This is a genomic window from Streptomyces sp. OZ13 (genome assembly GCF_052068155.1).
GTDB lineage: Bacteria > Actinomycetota > Actinomycetes > Streptomycetales > Streptomycetaceae > Streptomyces.
Genome location: NZ_JBQHCZ010000008.1, coordinates 292,372 through 305,990, shown reverse-complemented (window position 1 = coordinate 305,990; position 13,619 = coordinate 292,372). Strand labels below are relative to the sequence as shown.

The window sequence follows — 13,619 nt, the reverse complement described above, 5'->3', positions numbered from 1 at the left end:
TGCGGCGCGTACCGCGTAGTCCGCCCTGGCTGAGATCCGCATGCGCACATTGTCCCGTACGGCCTCGGTCGGTGTCCCTCGCGGGGGCCACCGGGCACGTGCTCGTGCCCGGTGGCCCCGGGCTCAGGCCGCGGCGGGGGTGTAGTGGGCGGCGTCGTCGCCCTCGACGACGTGGCTGAGGGTGCCGTCGACAGCAGCGGGGACGTCGCCCGCGACGGTCACCCGGTGGAGCAGACGCGGCAGGGTGCCGTAGTCGTCGGGGGCGTAGTGCTGGGTGATGCGGTTGTCGAAGAGGACGAGGTCGCCCGGCGTCCACGCCACGCGCACGATGTTCTCGGGGCGGGTGACGTACGACTGGAAGATACGCAGCAGATCCCGCGATTCGGAAGGCCCGAGGCCGACGATGCTCTGGGCGAAGCCACCGATGAACAGCCCGCGCTCCCCGGTCTCGGGGTGGACGCGGACGACAGGGTGGGCGGTGCGGTACTTCCGGGAGACGAACCGCCTGCGGTGCTCGGCCGCCTCCTCGCTCTTCGGGGCGGCGTAGTCGTAGTCGTTGGTGTGTACGGCCCACAGCTTGTCGGCCAGCTCTCGCAGCGGCTCGGGGAGGTCGCGGTAGGCGGCGGCCGCGTTGGCGATGAGCGTATTGCCGCCGTACGGCGGGACCACGATGCTGCGCAGCGTGGACGCCTTCGGGGGCGTACGGACGAAGGTGACGTCGGTGTGCCAGTGGTTGGCGCGGATGCCCTCGTCGCCGTCGACGGGCAGGATGCGGGGCTGGCCGTCGACGGAAGGCACGGTGGGATGGGCGGTGGTCAGCTCGCCGAACAGGGAGGCGAAGCGGAGCTGGCCCGCGTCATCCAGGTTCTGGTCGCGGAAGACCAGCGCCTTGTGTTCCAGGAGCGCGGAAGTGATCTCGGTGACGACGGCGGGGTCGAGGTCGGCGGAGAGGTCGACGCCGAGGATCTCGGCGCCGATACGGCCGCCGATCCTGCGGATGTCGAAGCCGGTGCTGGTGGTCATGGGCGGGTGTTCCCTTCACGAGGTGATCAGCGGGGAGCGGGGAGGTGACCGAGGCCGTCAGGAGGTGACGGGTACGGGGCGTCCTCGGACCGCCGCGGGTGCGGCTGGAAAAGGTTTTTTTCGCACTGACGGGACCAGGTGCAATTGAGGGCAGGAGCCCCAGTAACCGACCGGGGCGCTCGGCAATCGGGCGCGAGGCAAGGCGGCCCCGAAAGGAGAAATGCACCCACCGGGAATGCCTGCCAGGAATCCGTCGGCAATACCGGGAACGGCCGTGGTGGCCGACTGGGGAAACAGAGCGCGAGACCGGCGCCCGTCAGCGCCTTCAGCGGTGGACGGAACAGATGGCGCTGGCCTGGCGTCGCAGATCGACGTGCAGGCGCGCGGCGAGGTTCTCGGACTTGCTCACGTTTATGAGAGTCACAGCGAAATTCGGCCGAGTCAATGCGCCCTGCGCGGACATCTCATATTCTGAACCACTCGACATGTGGGTGAAGTGTGGCGTTCACAATCGCCTGGATGCCGGGTGGTGGTGAATGCCGCTCGTCCCTGGCCGGCCAGAGAATTCGAGCGGCATCGCACGGTCAGACGGGCGGGACGAACGGAGGGTGCGCGCCGTTGAGGAAGTAGTCCCCGACATCGCGAAGCCGATGGGCGACGGGCTCGTGCAAGGTGTGGGTCCGGGCATTGCGCCAGAAGCGGTCGAAGCCCAGCTGCGAGGACGCGGAGCGGGGTCCGATGATGTCGAGAGCGCGGGCGGTCGACTCCTCCACAGCCCTGGAGGATGCGGCTTCGGCCATGGCCACGAGGACCGAGATCTCCACGTACTCGTCGTAGGTCAGGTCTTCTCCTCGTGCCAGTCCGCCGTGCACGGCTTCCCGTGCTTCATCGGCGAGCGCGGACGCCGAGCGGGTCAGGACAGTGAGTTCGCCGTAGAGGGTCAGCACCTGCGGGTCCTGGGGGGAGCCGACCGGCCAGGCCGGGTGCCGGCGTGAGTGGCCTGCCCTGCTGTACTCACGGGCCTCGGCGAGCACTCCCTCGGCCATGCCGAGACGGAGCTGCACGGAGAGGAGACGCCCGATCGGCGATGCCAGCGCGGCCAGGGGCGACAGGACCTCCTCATCCACGGCCAGGGAGCCGAGTATGTCGTCGGCGGCGACCGGTGCACGGTCGAACTCCACACTGCCCCCGGCAGCGAGGCGCTGGCCGAAGGTGTGGGCGTCACTGTCGATCCCCACGCCGCGGCGGGCGGGATCGACGACGACGGCGAGTGGCTCGCCGGTGTCGGCCCGTACGGCCCGCACGGCGAGACGATCGGCGACCAGGACCCCGGTGGCGTAACTCTGCCGTCCGTCGAGCACGAAGCCGGTGGCCGTCTCGTTCAGTGTCAGAGGCAGTTCCTGACGGGCGAAACCACCGCCCCAGCACCACTGCTCCATCGCTGACTTCTGCTGGAGCCGAGCGGCGGGAGAGGGCTCGGTGAAGAGACAGGCGCTCCACGACAGGAAGTAGTGACAGCCGAGCAGTTGGCCGATCGCGCCGTCGGCCGCGGCGATGTCCCGGACGACGGCGTACGCGGTGGGCCAGTCCGCGCCCCCTCCCCGCAGTTCTGCCGGTACGAGGAGTGTCAGCAGTCCCGACTCACGCAACCGGGACACCTCGTCGAACGGAACCTTGCCTGCCTGCTCCCTGGCCACCGCGTCCGTGGCCAGGTCGTCCGCCGTCTCGCGGGCCACGCGCAGCCAGTGCGCACGGTCGTGCCCGGTCCGGCCGGATTCCGTGGCGGCGCCGGACGGCGCAGTGGCAACGCCCATGGTCGTGGTCTCCTCAAGGTCGTCGGCAGGGTGCGGTGCCGGGGTGTTCCAAGTGGTCGGGCACGTACGTGGGGCCCACACGCTGCACGGTGACGAGCCGGTGTCGGTGAGCCGTGCGGAGCCTGCGGCGCAGGCGCGCGATGCGAACGTCCACCGTGCGGCGGTCGCCGACGTGGCCGGAGGCCCGGATGCCGTCCATGCGGATGCCGGGGAGGGGGAATCCGATGGAGTGGCCTGGTCCGGAGGTGCCGCGGTCATGGCGGTCGTCCTTCTGCGGTGCGTCGGGCCGCCAGGCGCGGTGGCTGGGGGCCTGATCACCTGGGCGGAAGAGAAGGAGCGGAGGGCACGCGCGACGTGTGAGCCGCGGCCTTACCGGCGACAGCAGGCGGCGCTGGCGACGTGACCAAAGTCGACATGCCGACGACGAACGAGTCGCTGCTGCGTGGGGGACATGTGCATCATCCTGCGCACCCGCCGGGCGGGCCGTCAATGCTTCCCTAGTAAATCGATAGGAAACGTGGGGAATTCGGCCGGGCGCTTGGCTCACCGATCACCGCCGACCGGCGTGCGGGCCTCGGGCGCGCGGTCGCCCTCCCAACTGGGCCCGTCCGTCCGCCCTCCGGGGGCACCCCGGCCTGCCCTCCCGCTGACCGGACGTCACCGGGCGGCCTCCCAGGGGCGGTTCATGCCTGGCGTTCCCCGACCGCGGAGGCCGGCTGCACCGGATCCGCCCCCGGAACGCGCCGTGGGAGCAGGAACGGCGTGGCCAGGATGAGAAGACCGGCGACGGCGATCGCGGTACGAGGGCTCGTGACGGCGGCCAGCAGGCCCCACAGTCCGGTCAGGGCCGCGATGGTGGCCTTGCTGGTGACCGACCACGCGGACAAAGTGCGCGCGACCCGGTCCGACGGGGTCCGTTCGAGCCGGCAGGTGGCGAAGACCGGATTGAAGACGCCCATGCAGGCGATCAGACCGAACTCGACGGTCATCACGAGCACGAGCCCCGCGACGCCGGGGCCGACGAAGGCCGGCCCGACCGACCAGCACGCCCGTAGCGTCCCGGCGGTGAGCAGGACCCTGCGCTGCCCGAACCGCGCGACCAGACCAGGGGCCAGCCGGGAGCCGATCAGGCCGCCGACGCAGGGCACCGCGAAGGCCAGGCCGTACTGCCACGGCGTGAACCCGAGACGGCCGACCATGATGACGGCGAGCAGCGGCGAGGTCGCCATGACCAGGCCGTTGACGAGGGTGGTGTTGAAGAACAGCGGACGCAGTACCGGGTCGGACAGGATGTGACGCCATCCGGCGAACAGGTCGGCTCCACGGAGCCGTGGCGATGCGTCGGTGCGCGCGGGCCGGGGCCCGCCACCGCCGATCGCACGGACGCCCACGGCCGAGAGCAGGTAGCTGACCGCGTTGGCCGCCAGGGACGTCACCGGGCCGAACAGGCCCATCACGGCCCCGCCGAGCGGAGGTCCGACGATGGTGGCGGTCCATGTCGTCGCTTCCAGCCGCCCGTGCGCGACGAGCAGGTCCCGCTGCGGTACCAGCGCCTTCAGACACGCGCCGGCGGCCGCGTTGAAGGTGATGTCCGCCGCGGCGGCGACGACGGACACGACGAGGAGCTGGACGAGGCTGAGCGCACCGAGCACGTACGCCACGGGGATGCTCATCAGCGCCGTGAACCGGAGCAGGTCCATGGCGATCATCACCGGCCGCTTGCGGCGGAACTCCACCCACGGCCCGAGCGGCACCGCGACGACCACGCCCGCCGCCAGGCCTGCGGCCGCCAGCAGTGACACCTGGGTGGGCCCGGCGTCCAGGGCCAGGATCGCGATCAGGGCGAACGCGTCGAACGCCAGCCACGTGCCGAACGTGCTGACCCCGTACGCCGCCCACAGCCACCCGAACCGCCTCCCCAGCGACCGCCGCCCGGCGCCCATGCCCCGCTCCCCCGCTCTCCGTCGCTTCGGCCAGGTCCCTGCCCGTCGGTGCCCAGGCATCCCTGCCCGCAGGTCGGCATCGTGCGGCCGGACACGAACGAGCCCTTTCCCCGGCCCCCGGCCGCAAGGTACTCCGCCTCGGCCCGCTGCATCGGGCATCACGCCGGCCGTCGGGCTGCCGGTTGGACGGCGCGCCGGTCCGATTGTGGGATCTTCGTGAATGTCTCTCCGGCGGTGCCGCCCACCGGCCCTTTGCACTCGGCAATTGACTACGGTGAGCCAAGTACGGTCATGCAACGACACAACAGATCATCGAGCGACACGGCGGGGGCCCAACCATGGCATGGGACGAGTGGGAGCAGGCCAAAGCCGCTTCCCCTGCGTCAGGTTCGACGCACACACGGCTCAATCAGCTGGCCGCGTCCGGCTCCGGTTCGAGTGCCGACCTGACCGTTTACGACGATGTGCTCGGCAAACTGGGCGACATGGCCCGCTCGCTGCACGGGCAGCTGGCGACCGACGGCGACCACGCCCGCGTGGCGACGTTCGAGGCGTCCAACGACCTCTTCAACAGCGGTCTGGACATGGGTGCCGGTCTGCTCGAGGTGCACGATGCCTGGAACACCAAGCTCCGCACCCTCAGGGAAGCCTGCGGCCACATCTCCAACCACCTCGACCACTCGCGCTCCACGCACGGGGCCGAGGAGAAGAAGATCGTGCTGGGGATGCAGGACGCCGGCGGCAGGACGATGACCGTGTCGCGGATCTACGACCAGTTCAAGTAGACCGCAGCACACCACGAGGGCAACGGGGAATCGGGAACACGACATGGTGACGTGCCAGGAACTGCAGGACCTGAATTTCGGCAAGCTGAACACGGCTGTCACGCAGTGGAAGCAGATGCTGGACAAACTCGTCCTGCTCGCCGACGGGGGCGACGGCGGCATCAACGCGGCCGACTTCGAGCGCAAGGCCAACGCCGCGGACTGGAAGGGCGACAACGCCACCGTCACCAAGGAGTTCACCACCACGACGGCCCGCCAGTTCGACGACATGGTCATCGAGGCCCGCAGCATCCACAAGATCCTTCAGGAAGCCGCGACGAACCTGAAGAAGAACCAGGACGACCTGAAGGCCGCCATCGACAAATGGGCCAAGAAGTGGATCCACATCGACGCCAAGGGTGCCGCGATGTACTCCGGCCCGCCGCGTGAGGTCGAGGGCGGCCCCAAGGAGCAGCCGAGCCAGGAAGTCGTCGACAGCGCGGCGGCCGAGATCGCGAAGATCCTGGAGGCGGCGAACGAGACCGACCGGATCGCCGCGCGGGCGCTGCGCAAGCACGCCCAGAGCAAGTACGACTTCGACGAGCAGGGCTACAGCGGGCTCAAGGACGCCGACCGCCGGCAGGGCATCGAGGACGCCGACGCGATGGTCAAGCTCGCGGGCAAGGGCGACCAGTTGACGGACGCGGAGCTGAAGCGGTTCAACGAGATCGCGAAGTACCACCGCGACAATCCCGCCTTCGCCGAGCGGTTCGCGACCAAGCTGGGCGCCGACGGCACCCTCGAGTTCTGGCGCAGCATCGCCGACCCGGGGCAGGGACGCACGCCCGAACCGGGCAGCGACCGCGCGAAGATCCTCGCCAAGGTCCAGGACAATCTCGGCATCACTCTCGCCAACGCCAGCCGGTCCGATTCCCCTGAGATGCAGCAGTGGAAGGACCGGATGATCGAACTGGGCGACGACCACATCAAGTCCAGCAGCGGCATCCCCAGCGCCCCGTACGGCTTCAAGGTCCTCGGCCCCCTGATGACCGAAGGAAAGTGGGACACCGACTTCCTCAACAAGTACGGCACGCGGCTGCTCGAGTTCGAGCGCAAGTCGGACGACCCCGTACTGGGCGGCCCGGGCCAGCTCTGGAACAGCCACTGGGACCCGGCGCAGCTCTCCTACCCGCCCGGCGCCACCAAGCCGGAGAGCGACCCGGTCGCCGACCTGATGGAAGCACTCGGCCACAACCCCGAGGCGTCCCTGGAGTTCTTCGACGCATCGTCCGGCAAGGGCGACGACGCGATGAGCAACTGGGACTACCTCGTCGAGAAGGGTGGCGAGGGCGCGCGCGAGTGGCCGACCGACGAGGACGGCAGGACGACGGGGTTCAAGAACCTCGGCCACGCCCTGGAAGCGGGGACGCTCGGGTACGCGTACGACGACAAGACCCCGTCGATCCCGCCCCTCGACAGCGCGGACGCCATCGCCGCCCGCGAGGAGCGCACCCTCCTCATGGACCGGGTCGTGGACCACTACAAGTCGGCCGACGTGATCGACAAGCAGGACGGCATCCGCGACAGCCTGGCCAACATGGCGGCCGGCCACATCGACAGCCTCAACTACTCGATGGCCGACTGGGGCGGCACCGGAGCAGCGTCGGGCAGGGACGGTCTGTACAACTCCGAGGAGCAGCGCCTGCGCGACTTCGGTGAGACGGGCAGCAAGAACTTCCTGCGGGCGCTGGCCTCCGACGAGGGCTCGTACGAGACGGTCGCCACCGCTCAGCAGGTCTACGGGACGAGTTCGATGGCCGCCCAGGGCAACCAGTCGGACGCGCTGGACGCCGGTGTGAACAGCGCGAGGATGCACGGTCTGCTGGACCAGGCCCGGGCCGAGGCGATCGGCAAGGAGTTCGCCGACGACAAGGACCAGCGCAATCTCGAGCTGGAGAAGCAGGGCGAGTGGCGCAAGTTCGCGGCCGAGGCCGCGGTCGGTGTGGGCGTCGGTGCGGCCACCGCGCTGATCGTCCCCACCGGCCCGCTGGCGATGGTCGCCGTGCCGCTGGCCATCGAGACGGTCGGCGGGGCCATCAACACGCAGGTCTCCACGGACACCATGCAGTGGCTGAAGGATCACGAGTTCGACAACTTCGACGACTCGGTCGCGGGCATCGACAAGGCGAAGTACGACGGAAGCAGAAACGCCATGACACCGCTCCTGAACTACGCCGAGGCGCAGGGAATGAGTGACGACGACATCCGGAGACTGGCCGAGCGTGCGGAGGGCCGGTACAACGACGGCGGCCGGCTCGGCGGCACGGAAGCGGCGCGGGGGTGGTGATGGTGCGACGGCAGTTCACGGCGGCCGCGGTGGCCGTCGTCCTGCTCGGTGCGGGTGCCTGCACCGCCGGCGAGGACGGCAACACGCAGGACCCGCCACCGGCCACCGCAGGCGCTTCCGCCTGCGACGCGCTGCTGGGGGACGCCGGCACGGCGTGGCTGAAGGAGCGCACGGGCGGCAAGGCCCGCCCGGAGGCCGGCGACGATCTGGAGAAGGCGCGTTCGTTGTTCCACCGGCAGGTGGCGAACTGGGGCCCCGACGACAGCGGAGCCCGTACGTTCCTCCGGGCGGACCTCTGCCGGGCGACCGGCGGCACCGGGCTGTTCGAAGTGCGGTACGGGCCCTCCTACTTCCCCTTCGACGAGCCCTTCGACAAGGCGTCGGACGTCAGCCCCGCGCAGACCGTGACCGAGGTCAGTCCCGATGTCAGGCTCGTCCATGGCGAGGACGCCGACGGAGCGACGCGCTACCGCGTGTACGTGCGGTGCAAGATCGCCGGCACGCCCGCGCAGCAGGAGAGCGAGGTCCCGATCGAGGGACTGATGACGGACACGCTCACCGGTGACACAGACGCCCGGGTGCATCTCACGCATCTGCTGCACTCCGCCAAGGTCGTGGCGAATGCCTTCGACTGTGCGAACAAGCCGGTGGTACCCGAGGAACCGCCTGCCCCTTCTGCGTGACGTGACGTGGACCCGGCGCCGCTCGCGGCGGTCAGACGTGGGCGCTGCCGCCGTCCCTCGCCATCGCCTCGGCGATCCGGCGGTTGGTGGCCTGCCAGACGTCCTTGGGGACCTTCGGCAGGACGTCGTCCCAGAGCGGCAGGCAGGTGCCGCGCATCTGCATCATGCCCTCCGGCCTGGCGATCAGGAACATGTGCAGATGCGCGCCGCCGTCGCCCCACTTGTTGACGTGGACCCGGGCGACACCGCCCAGCGACTTGATGGCGCGTTCCACCCGCTGGAGCATCCCGCCGAGCTCGGCCGCCCGCTCCGGCGGCAGCTCGTGCAGGTCGTAGTGGCCGCGCGGCTGGAGCAGTACGGTCGCGGGGAGGGCACCCGGCTCCTCGTCGGCGCCGAGCCGCCAGTGGGCGTCCGTCCACAGGAACTCGGTGTCCGGGCTCCCGCAGGCCGCACACTCCTCGGCCCCCGCCTCACCGTGACGCGGGGGCTCCGGCAGGGTCGGCTCGTCCAGCACCTTGATGCTCAGATCCCCCTCGTAAGGAAAGACCTCCCAGAACGGTATGCCTTCGGACGGGAACGGGATCCGCTCCCCGATGGGCAACCGCCGGACGTACGCGCTCGGTTCAACAGTCATGGCCGCAGCTTCGCACACGGTCACGGTCTCGCACCGTACGGTTCACTGGTCGCGGCGGTGCACCGTCGTCACCGTCACCGCGGCCGCCGCGAGCGCCCAGAGCGCGTACACGGTCCACGCCCCGCCGGTCGTCCACGGGTAGGGGACCGCGCCCGGGTGGTACGCGCTGTCGCCGAGGCGCATCCAGGCGACGTAGGGCATGGCGTGCGCGAGGACGGCCGACCAGTGGCGGTCCTCGTCGAGGACCAGGGGAAGCAGCAGCAGGATCAGGACGCTGCCGACCACCGCGCCCGCGCCGTGCCGGATCAGTGTGCCGAGCGCGGCCCCGACGAGTGCGGCCACCGGGGCGAGCAGCGCCGAGGCGACGACCAGGCGCAGTGCGCCCGGGTGGTCGAGGGTGACGCCGGCGTCCTCGGTGGACAGGATCGCCTGGGTGGCGGCGAACGACACCGCGGCGACGACCGCGCCGAAGACGGCCATGACCGTCGCGACGACACAGACCTTGGCCGTCATCACCGAGCGGCGGGCGGGGACGGCCGCGAACGTGGTGCGGACGAGCCCGGTGCTGTACTCGCCGGTGACGGCGAGCGCGCCGAACGCGCCGGCCGCCAGCATCATGACCGTGCCCGCGTCGGTGGTGAAGGCGTGCATCAGCGGGATGCCGTCGGCGATGAACCGCTCCGCGTATCCGGGTTCGCCCTCCGGCCAGTACCGGACGTTGTCCCAGGCCTTGCCCGCGTTGAACGCGAGGACCGCCAGCGCGGCGACCAGCAGGCTCCAGCCGGTGGAGCGCAGCGACCACAGTTTGAGCCACTCGGCGGCGGCGAGGTCGACGAAGCGGGCGCGTGGTTCCGCCGTGGGGTGTGCGAGTGCGGTCGTCATCGGGTCTCTCCTGCCGCGTACTCGACGCTGTCGGCGGTGAGTTCCATGAAGGCGTCCTCCAGTGAAGCGCTGCGGGTGGTGATCTCGTGCAGCAGGATCCGGTGGTCGAGGGCGAGTTCACCGACGTGTGCCGCCGTCGCCCCGGTGACCCTCAGCACCTCGCCGTCCGCGCGGACGGTCGCGCCCTCCGCGGTGAGCAGGGCGGTCAGCCGGTCGCCGTCGGGGGTGCGGACGGTGACGCCGGCGCCGCTGCCCCGCGCGGCGAATGCGGTGAGGCTCTCGGCGGCGATGAGCTCGCCCCGGCCGATGACGACCAGTTCGTCGGCGGTGTGCTCCATCTCGGACATCAGGTGGCTGGAGACGAACACCGTGCGACCTTCGGCGGCGAGTTCCCGGAAGAGCCCGCGCACCCACTTCACGCCTTCCGGGTCGAGCCCGTTGAGCGGCTCGTCGAAGAGCAGCACCGGCGGATCGCCGAGCAACGCTCCGGCGATCCCGAGCCGTTGCCGCATCCCGAGGGAGTAGCCGCCGATCCGCCGCCGCGCGGCGCCGGCGAGGCCGACCTGTTCCAGGACCGTGTGGACCCGTGCGCGGGGGATGCGGTTGGACCGGGCGAGCGCCGCCAGATGGGCCGCCGCGCTGCGCCCGCCGTGCACCTGGCCGGCGTCGAGCAGCGCGCCCACGTGCCGCAGTCCTCGCCGCCTGTCCCGGAAGGGCCGGCCGTCGACGGTGACCGTGCCGGTGGTGGGGGCGTGCAGGCCCAGCACCATCCGCAACGTGGTGCTCTTGCCGGAGCCGTTGGGGCCGAGGAACCCGGTGACCCGGCCCGGGCTCACGGTGAAGGTCAGGTCCTTCACGGCGGTCGTCCCACCGTAACGCTTCGTCAGTTCGTTGATTTCGATCATGTGCCAACGCTCCCCCGGCCGGGCCGTGTCCGGCATCGGGCCGGGGCGGGCATTCGCGGCGGTCCCGCGTCGACCGTGGTTGTACACCCGCGGTCCGATTCCGGGCCGGGGGACCTCCGTCTACGATCACGCCATGTCCGCGACACCGCGTTCCCTTCCGCCCGAGGGCAGTTGGCCCCCGAAGTCGTGGTCGAGCGCGCCGCCCGGCGCCTGGACGGCACTGGCCTGGTGCGCGGGCCTGGTCTTCACGTTCCTCGTCCGGCTCCGGCTGCCCGGCGAGGAGGAACCCTCGGTGCTGGCCGGAGTGCTCATCTACCGGTGGGACGGCCTCATCCAACTGGCGCTGGCGACTGCCCTGGCTCTGGACGGCAGCCGCCTGCTGAGCCGCCGGCCGCTCGCCGCGGTCGGCCGGCTGCTGGCCGCGTCCGTGCTGGGGACGCTGCCGCTGAGCGTGGGCGAGATCCCGCTGGCCCAGTTCCTCGCCGTCGACGTCGCGCTCTATGTCATCGCCGCCGCCCGGCCGCGCCGCACCGGCGGGATCGCCCTCGTCATGGCGCTGGGTGTGCTGGCCGGCTTTCTGGCCACGCGGTGGCTGAGCGGCTGGAACACGGGCACCTCCGCGGAGCTGGCCGTGGCGCTGACGGCTGTCGTCGCCTGGCTCATGGGCACGTCGGCGTACCAGTCACGGGTCCACGCCGAGCAGCTGCGCGACCGGGCCACCGCCCAGGCGGTCACCGACGAACGGCTGCGCATCGCGCGGGAGTTGCACGACATGGTCGCCCACAGCATCGGGATCATCGCCCTCCAGGCGGGCGCGGCCCGGCGCGTCATCGACAGCCGGCCCGAGCGGGCGAAGGAGGCGCTGGGCGAGGTGGAGAACACCGGCCGGGAGACGCTGGCGGGGCTGCGGCGGATGCTCGGCGCGCTCCGCGAGGCGGAGTCCGTCGACGGCGGCCGGGGGGACGGGCCGGCCGGGACGCCGGGGCTCGCGGACCTGGAGGGGCTGGCGGCCGCGACCACGGCGGCGGGTGTCCGCGTCGAGGTGCGCAGGGTGGGCGGTCAGCGGCCGCTGCCGCCGGAGGTCGACCTGTCGGCGTACCGCATCGTCCAGGAGTCGGTGACGAACGTGGTGCGCCATGCGGGCACCCGCTCCTGCCGGGTGACCGTCGAGCAGCGGGAGGACGAGCTGTCGATCGAGGTCGTCGACGACGGCCGGGGCCACGGCGCGACGGCGGACACCGGGTACGGCCTCGTCGGGATGCGGGAACGGGTGGGCCTGCTGCACGGCGACTTCTCCGCCGGCCCTTGCCCCGGCGGCGGGTTCCGGGTCGCCGCCCGGCTGCCCGTGCCGGCAGGTGTCCGATGAGCATCAGGGTCGTACTCGCCGACGACCAGCCCCTGGTCCGCGCGGCGCTTCAGATGGTGATCACGGAGGCGGAGGCCATCGAGGTGGCCGGCGAGGCCCGTGACGGCGCGGAGGCCGTCGCACTCGCCGAGGAACTGCGCCCCGACGTGGTCGTCATGGACATCCGGATGCCAGGCACGGACGGCATCGAGGCGACACGTCAGATCGTCGAACGGCTCGACGGGACGCATGTGATCGTCCTGACGACGTTCGACGACGACGAATGCGTGTACGGCGCGCTGCGCGCCGGCGCGGCGGGCTTCCTGGTCAAGGACATGGCCCTGGACGACATCCTCGCGGCGGTGCGGGTCGTGGCCGCCGGCGACGGTCTCATCGCCCCCGCCGTGACCCGCCGGCTGATCCGCGAGTTCGCCGGGCGTCCCGCGGGCGCCGGAAGCAAGCGTGAACTCTCCGGCATCACCGACCGCGAGCGGGAGGTGCTGACGCTGGTCGGGAGCGGGCTGTCCAACACGGAGATCGCCGAGACCCTGTTCATCAGCGTCGCCACCGCCAAGACGTACGTGACCCGTCTGCTCTCCAAACTCGATGCCAGGGACCGGGTACGGCTGGTCATCATCGCGTACGAGACGGGTCTGGTCTCGGCGTCCGGATGAGTTCGGGCCGCTGATGGGAGGGGCGGATGTGCATTCGGGTGGCCCCGGATGCCAGGATGAAATAATGGCCAACAACGTTTTCTTCGACATCACCATCAACGACGAGCCCGCGGGCCGGATCGTCTTCGAACTCTTCGACGACGTGGTCCCCCGTACCGCCAAGAACTTCCGCGAGCTCGCCACGGGCGAGCACGGCTACGGCTACGAGGGCTCCTCCTTCCACCGCGTCATCCCCGACTTCATGCTCCAGGGCGGCGACTTCACCGCCGGCAACGGCACGGGCGGCCGCAGCATCTACGGAGAGAAGTTCGCCGACGAGAACTTCCAGCTCAAGCACACCAAGCCCGGCCAGCTCTCCATGGCCAACGCGGGACCGAACACCAACGGCTCGCAGTTCTTCATCACGACCATCGTCACCGACTGGCTCGACAACAAGCACGTCGTCTTCGGCGAGGTCGTCGAGGGCATGGACGTCGTGAAGAAGATCGAGGGCCTGGGCTCGCGCTCCGGCACCCCCTCGGCCAAGATCACCATCGCCAAGTCGGGTGTCGTCGGAGCCTGACCCCTCCGCATACGCGACAGGGCCCGTCGGCGCGTGCCGACGG

General features: G+C 70.7%; 12 protein-coding genes. 6 read left to right on the top strand and 6 right to left on the bottom strand.

What is annotated here, in order from left to right; translation table 11 throughout:
- Positions 1–123: 123 nt before the first annotated feature.
- The 3 genes from ACTMTU_RS20515 to ACTMTU_RS20505 form a co-directional block, all read right to left on the bottom strand.
- Complete coding sequence (locus ACTMTU_RS20515; protein ID WP_441264948.1) at positions 124–1,023, bottom strand: TauD/TfdA dioxygenase family protein; 900 nt, start codon at positions 1,021–1,023, stop codon at positions 124–126.
- 584 nt (positions 1,024–1,607) lie between these two features.
- The gene (locus tag ACTMTU_RS20510) at positions 1,608–2,837 is read right to left on the bottom strand and encodes an acyl-CoA dehydrogenase family protein (protein ID WP_441264947.1); all 1,230 of its coding nucleotides are present in this window, start codon (positions 2,835–2,837) and stop codon (positions 1,608–1,610) included.
- A gap of 683 nt (positions 2,838–3,520) precedes the next feature.
- Positions 3,521–4,780, bottom strand: a complete 1,260-nt coding sequence (locus ACTMTU_RS20505) for an MFS transporter (protein WP_441264946.1) — start codon at positions 4,778–4,780, stop codon at positions 3,521–3,523.
- Positions 4,781–5,118: 338 nt separating this feature from the next.
- Here ACTMTU_RS20505 and ACTMTU_RS20500 point away from each other — a divergent pair, with 338 nt between their 5' ends.
- From ACTMTU_RS20500 to ACTMTU_RS20490, 3 genes are read left to right on the top strand one after another with little or no spacing between them, the layout of a single operon-like run.
- A complete protein-coding gene (locus tag ACTMTU_RS20500; protein WP_441264945.1) occupies positions 5,119–5,565 on the top strand; it encodes a hypothetical protein in 447 nt (148 codons plus the stop codon).
- Positions 5,566–5,608: 43 nt separating this feature from the next.
- On the top strand, positions 5,609–7,891 hold the full coding sequence (locus ACTMTU_RS20495; protein WP_441264944.1) for a hypothetical protein: 2,283 nt from the start codon (positions 5,609–5,611) through the stop codon (positions 7,889–7,891).
- Entirely contained in the window at positions 7,891–8,574 is a 684-nt protein-coding gene (locus tag ACTMTU_RS20490; RefSeq protein ID WP_441264943.1) for a hypothetical protein, read from the top strand. Before ACTMTU_RS20495 ends, ACTMTU_RS20490 begins: the two co-directional genes overlap by 1 nt.
- A 31-nt stretch (positions 8,575–8,605) precedes the next feature.
- On the opposite strand, the gene ACTMTU_RS20485 is transcribed toward ACTMTU_RS20490, so the two are convergent.
- The 3 genes from ACTMTU_RS20485 to ACTMTU_RS20475 are packed head-to-tail and all read right to left on the bottom strand — an operon-like array spanning position 8,606 to position 10,995.
- Complete coding sequence (locus ACTMTU_RS20485) at positions 8,606–9,208, bottom strand: HIT family protein (RefSeq protein ID WP_441264942.1); 603 nt, start codon at positions 9,206–9,208, stop codon at positions 8,606–8,608.
- A gap of 42 nt (positions 9,209–9,250) precedes the next feature.
- Positions 9,251–10,090, bottom strand: coding sequence for an ABC transporter permease (locus ACTMTU_RS20480; RefSeq protein WP_441264941.1), 840 nt, complete (start codon positions 10,088–10,090; stop codon positions 9,251–9,253).
- Positions 10,087–10,995: an ABC transporter ATP-binding protein gene (locus ACTMTU_RS20475; protein WP_441264940.1), complete on the bottom strand. Its 909-nt coding sequence runs from the start codon at positions 10,993–10,995 to the stop codon at positions 10,087–10,089. Before ACTMTU_RS20475 ends, ACTMTU_RS20480 begins: the two co-directional genes overlap by 4 nt.
- A 133-nt stretch (positions 10,996–11,128) precedes the next feature.
- Between ACTMTU_RS20475 and ACTMTU_RS20470 the strand changes: the two genes are divergently transcribed.
- From ACTMTU_RS20470 to ACTMTU_RS20460, 3 genes are all read left to right on the top strand, one after another.
- The gene (locus tag ACTMTU_RS20470; protein ID WP_441264939.1) at positions 11,129–12,361 is read left to right on the top strand and encodes a sensor histidine kinase; all 1,233 of its coding nucleotides are present in this window, start codon (positions 11,129–11,131) and stop codon (positions 12,359–12,361) included.
- Positions 12,358–13,014, top strand: coding sequence for a response regulator (locus tag ACTMTU_RS20465; protein WP_441264938.1), 657 nt, complete (start codon positions 12,358–12,360; stop codon positions 13,012–13,014). Before ACTMTU_RS20470 ends, ACTMTU_RS20465 begins: the two co-directional genes overlap by 4 nt.
- 64 nt (positions 13,015–13,078) lie before the next feature.
- Positions 13,079–13,576: a peptidylprolyl isomerase gene (locus tag ACTMTU_RS20460; protein ID WP_441264937.1), complete on the top strand. Its 498-nt coding sequence runs from the start codon at positions 13,079–13,081 to the stop codon at positions 13,574–13,576.
- Positions 13,577–13,619 lie beyond the last annotated feature (43 nt).

What these genes read in the sequence shown, in the direction of transcription:
- ACTMTU_RS20500 (WP_441264945.1), top strand. Translation starts at nt 5,119, where the DNA reads ATGGCATGGGACGAGTGGGAGCAGGCCAAAGCCGCTTCCCCTGCGTCA.
- ACTMTU_RS20460 (WP_441264937.1), top strand. Translation starts at nt 13,079, where the DNA reads ATGGCCAACAACGTTTTCTTCGACATCACCATCAACGACGAGCCCGCG.
- ACTMTU_RS20515 (WP_441264948.1), bottom strand. Translation starts at nt 1,023, where the DNA reads ATGACCACCAGCACCGGCTTCGACATCCGCAGGATCGGCGGCCGTATC.
- ACTMTU_RS20480 (WP_441264941.1), bottom strand. Translation starts at nt 10,090, where the DNA reads ATGACGACCGCACTCGCACACCCCACGGCGGAACCACGCGCCCGCTTC.
- ACTMTU_RS20505 (WP_441264946.1), bottom strand. Translation starts at nt 4,780, where the DNA reads ATGGGCGCCGGGCGGCGGTCGCTGGGGAGGCGGTTCGGGTGGCTGTGG.
- ACTMTU_RS20510 (WP_441264947.1), bottom strand. Translation starts at nt 2,837, where the DNA reads ATGGGCGTTGCCACTGCGCCGTCCGGCGCCGCCACGGAATCCGGCCGG.
- ACTMTU_RS20475 (WP_441264940.1), bottom strand. Translation starts at nt 10,995, where the DNA reads ATGATCGAAATCAACGAACTGACGAAGCGTTACGGTGGGACGACCGCC.
- ACTMTU_RS20490 (WP_441264943.1), top strand. Translation starts at nt 7,891, where the DNA reads ATGGTGCGACGGCAGTTCACGGCGGCCGCGGTGGCCGTCGTCCTGCTC.
- ACTMTU_RS20485 (WP_441264942.1), bottom strand. Translation starts at nt 9,208, where the DNA reads ATGACTGTTGAACCGAGCGCGTACGTCCGGCGGTTGCCCATCGGGGAG.
- ACTMTU_RS20470 (WP_441264939.1), top strand. Translation starts at nt 11,129, where the DNA reads ATGTCCGCGACACCGCGTTCCCTTCCGCCCGAGGGCAGTTGGCCCCCG.
- ACTMTU_RS20465 (WP_441264938.1), top strand. Translation starts at nt 12,358, where the DNA reads ATGAGCATCAGGGTCGTACTCGCCGACGACCAGCCCCTGGTCCGCGCG.
- ACTMTU_RS20495 (WP_441264944.1), top strand. Translation starts at nt 5,609, where the DNA reads ATGGTGACGTGCCAGGAACTGCAGGACCTGAATTTCGGCAAGCTGAAC.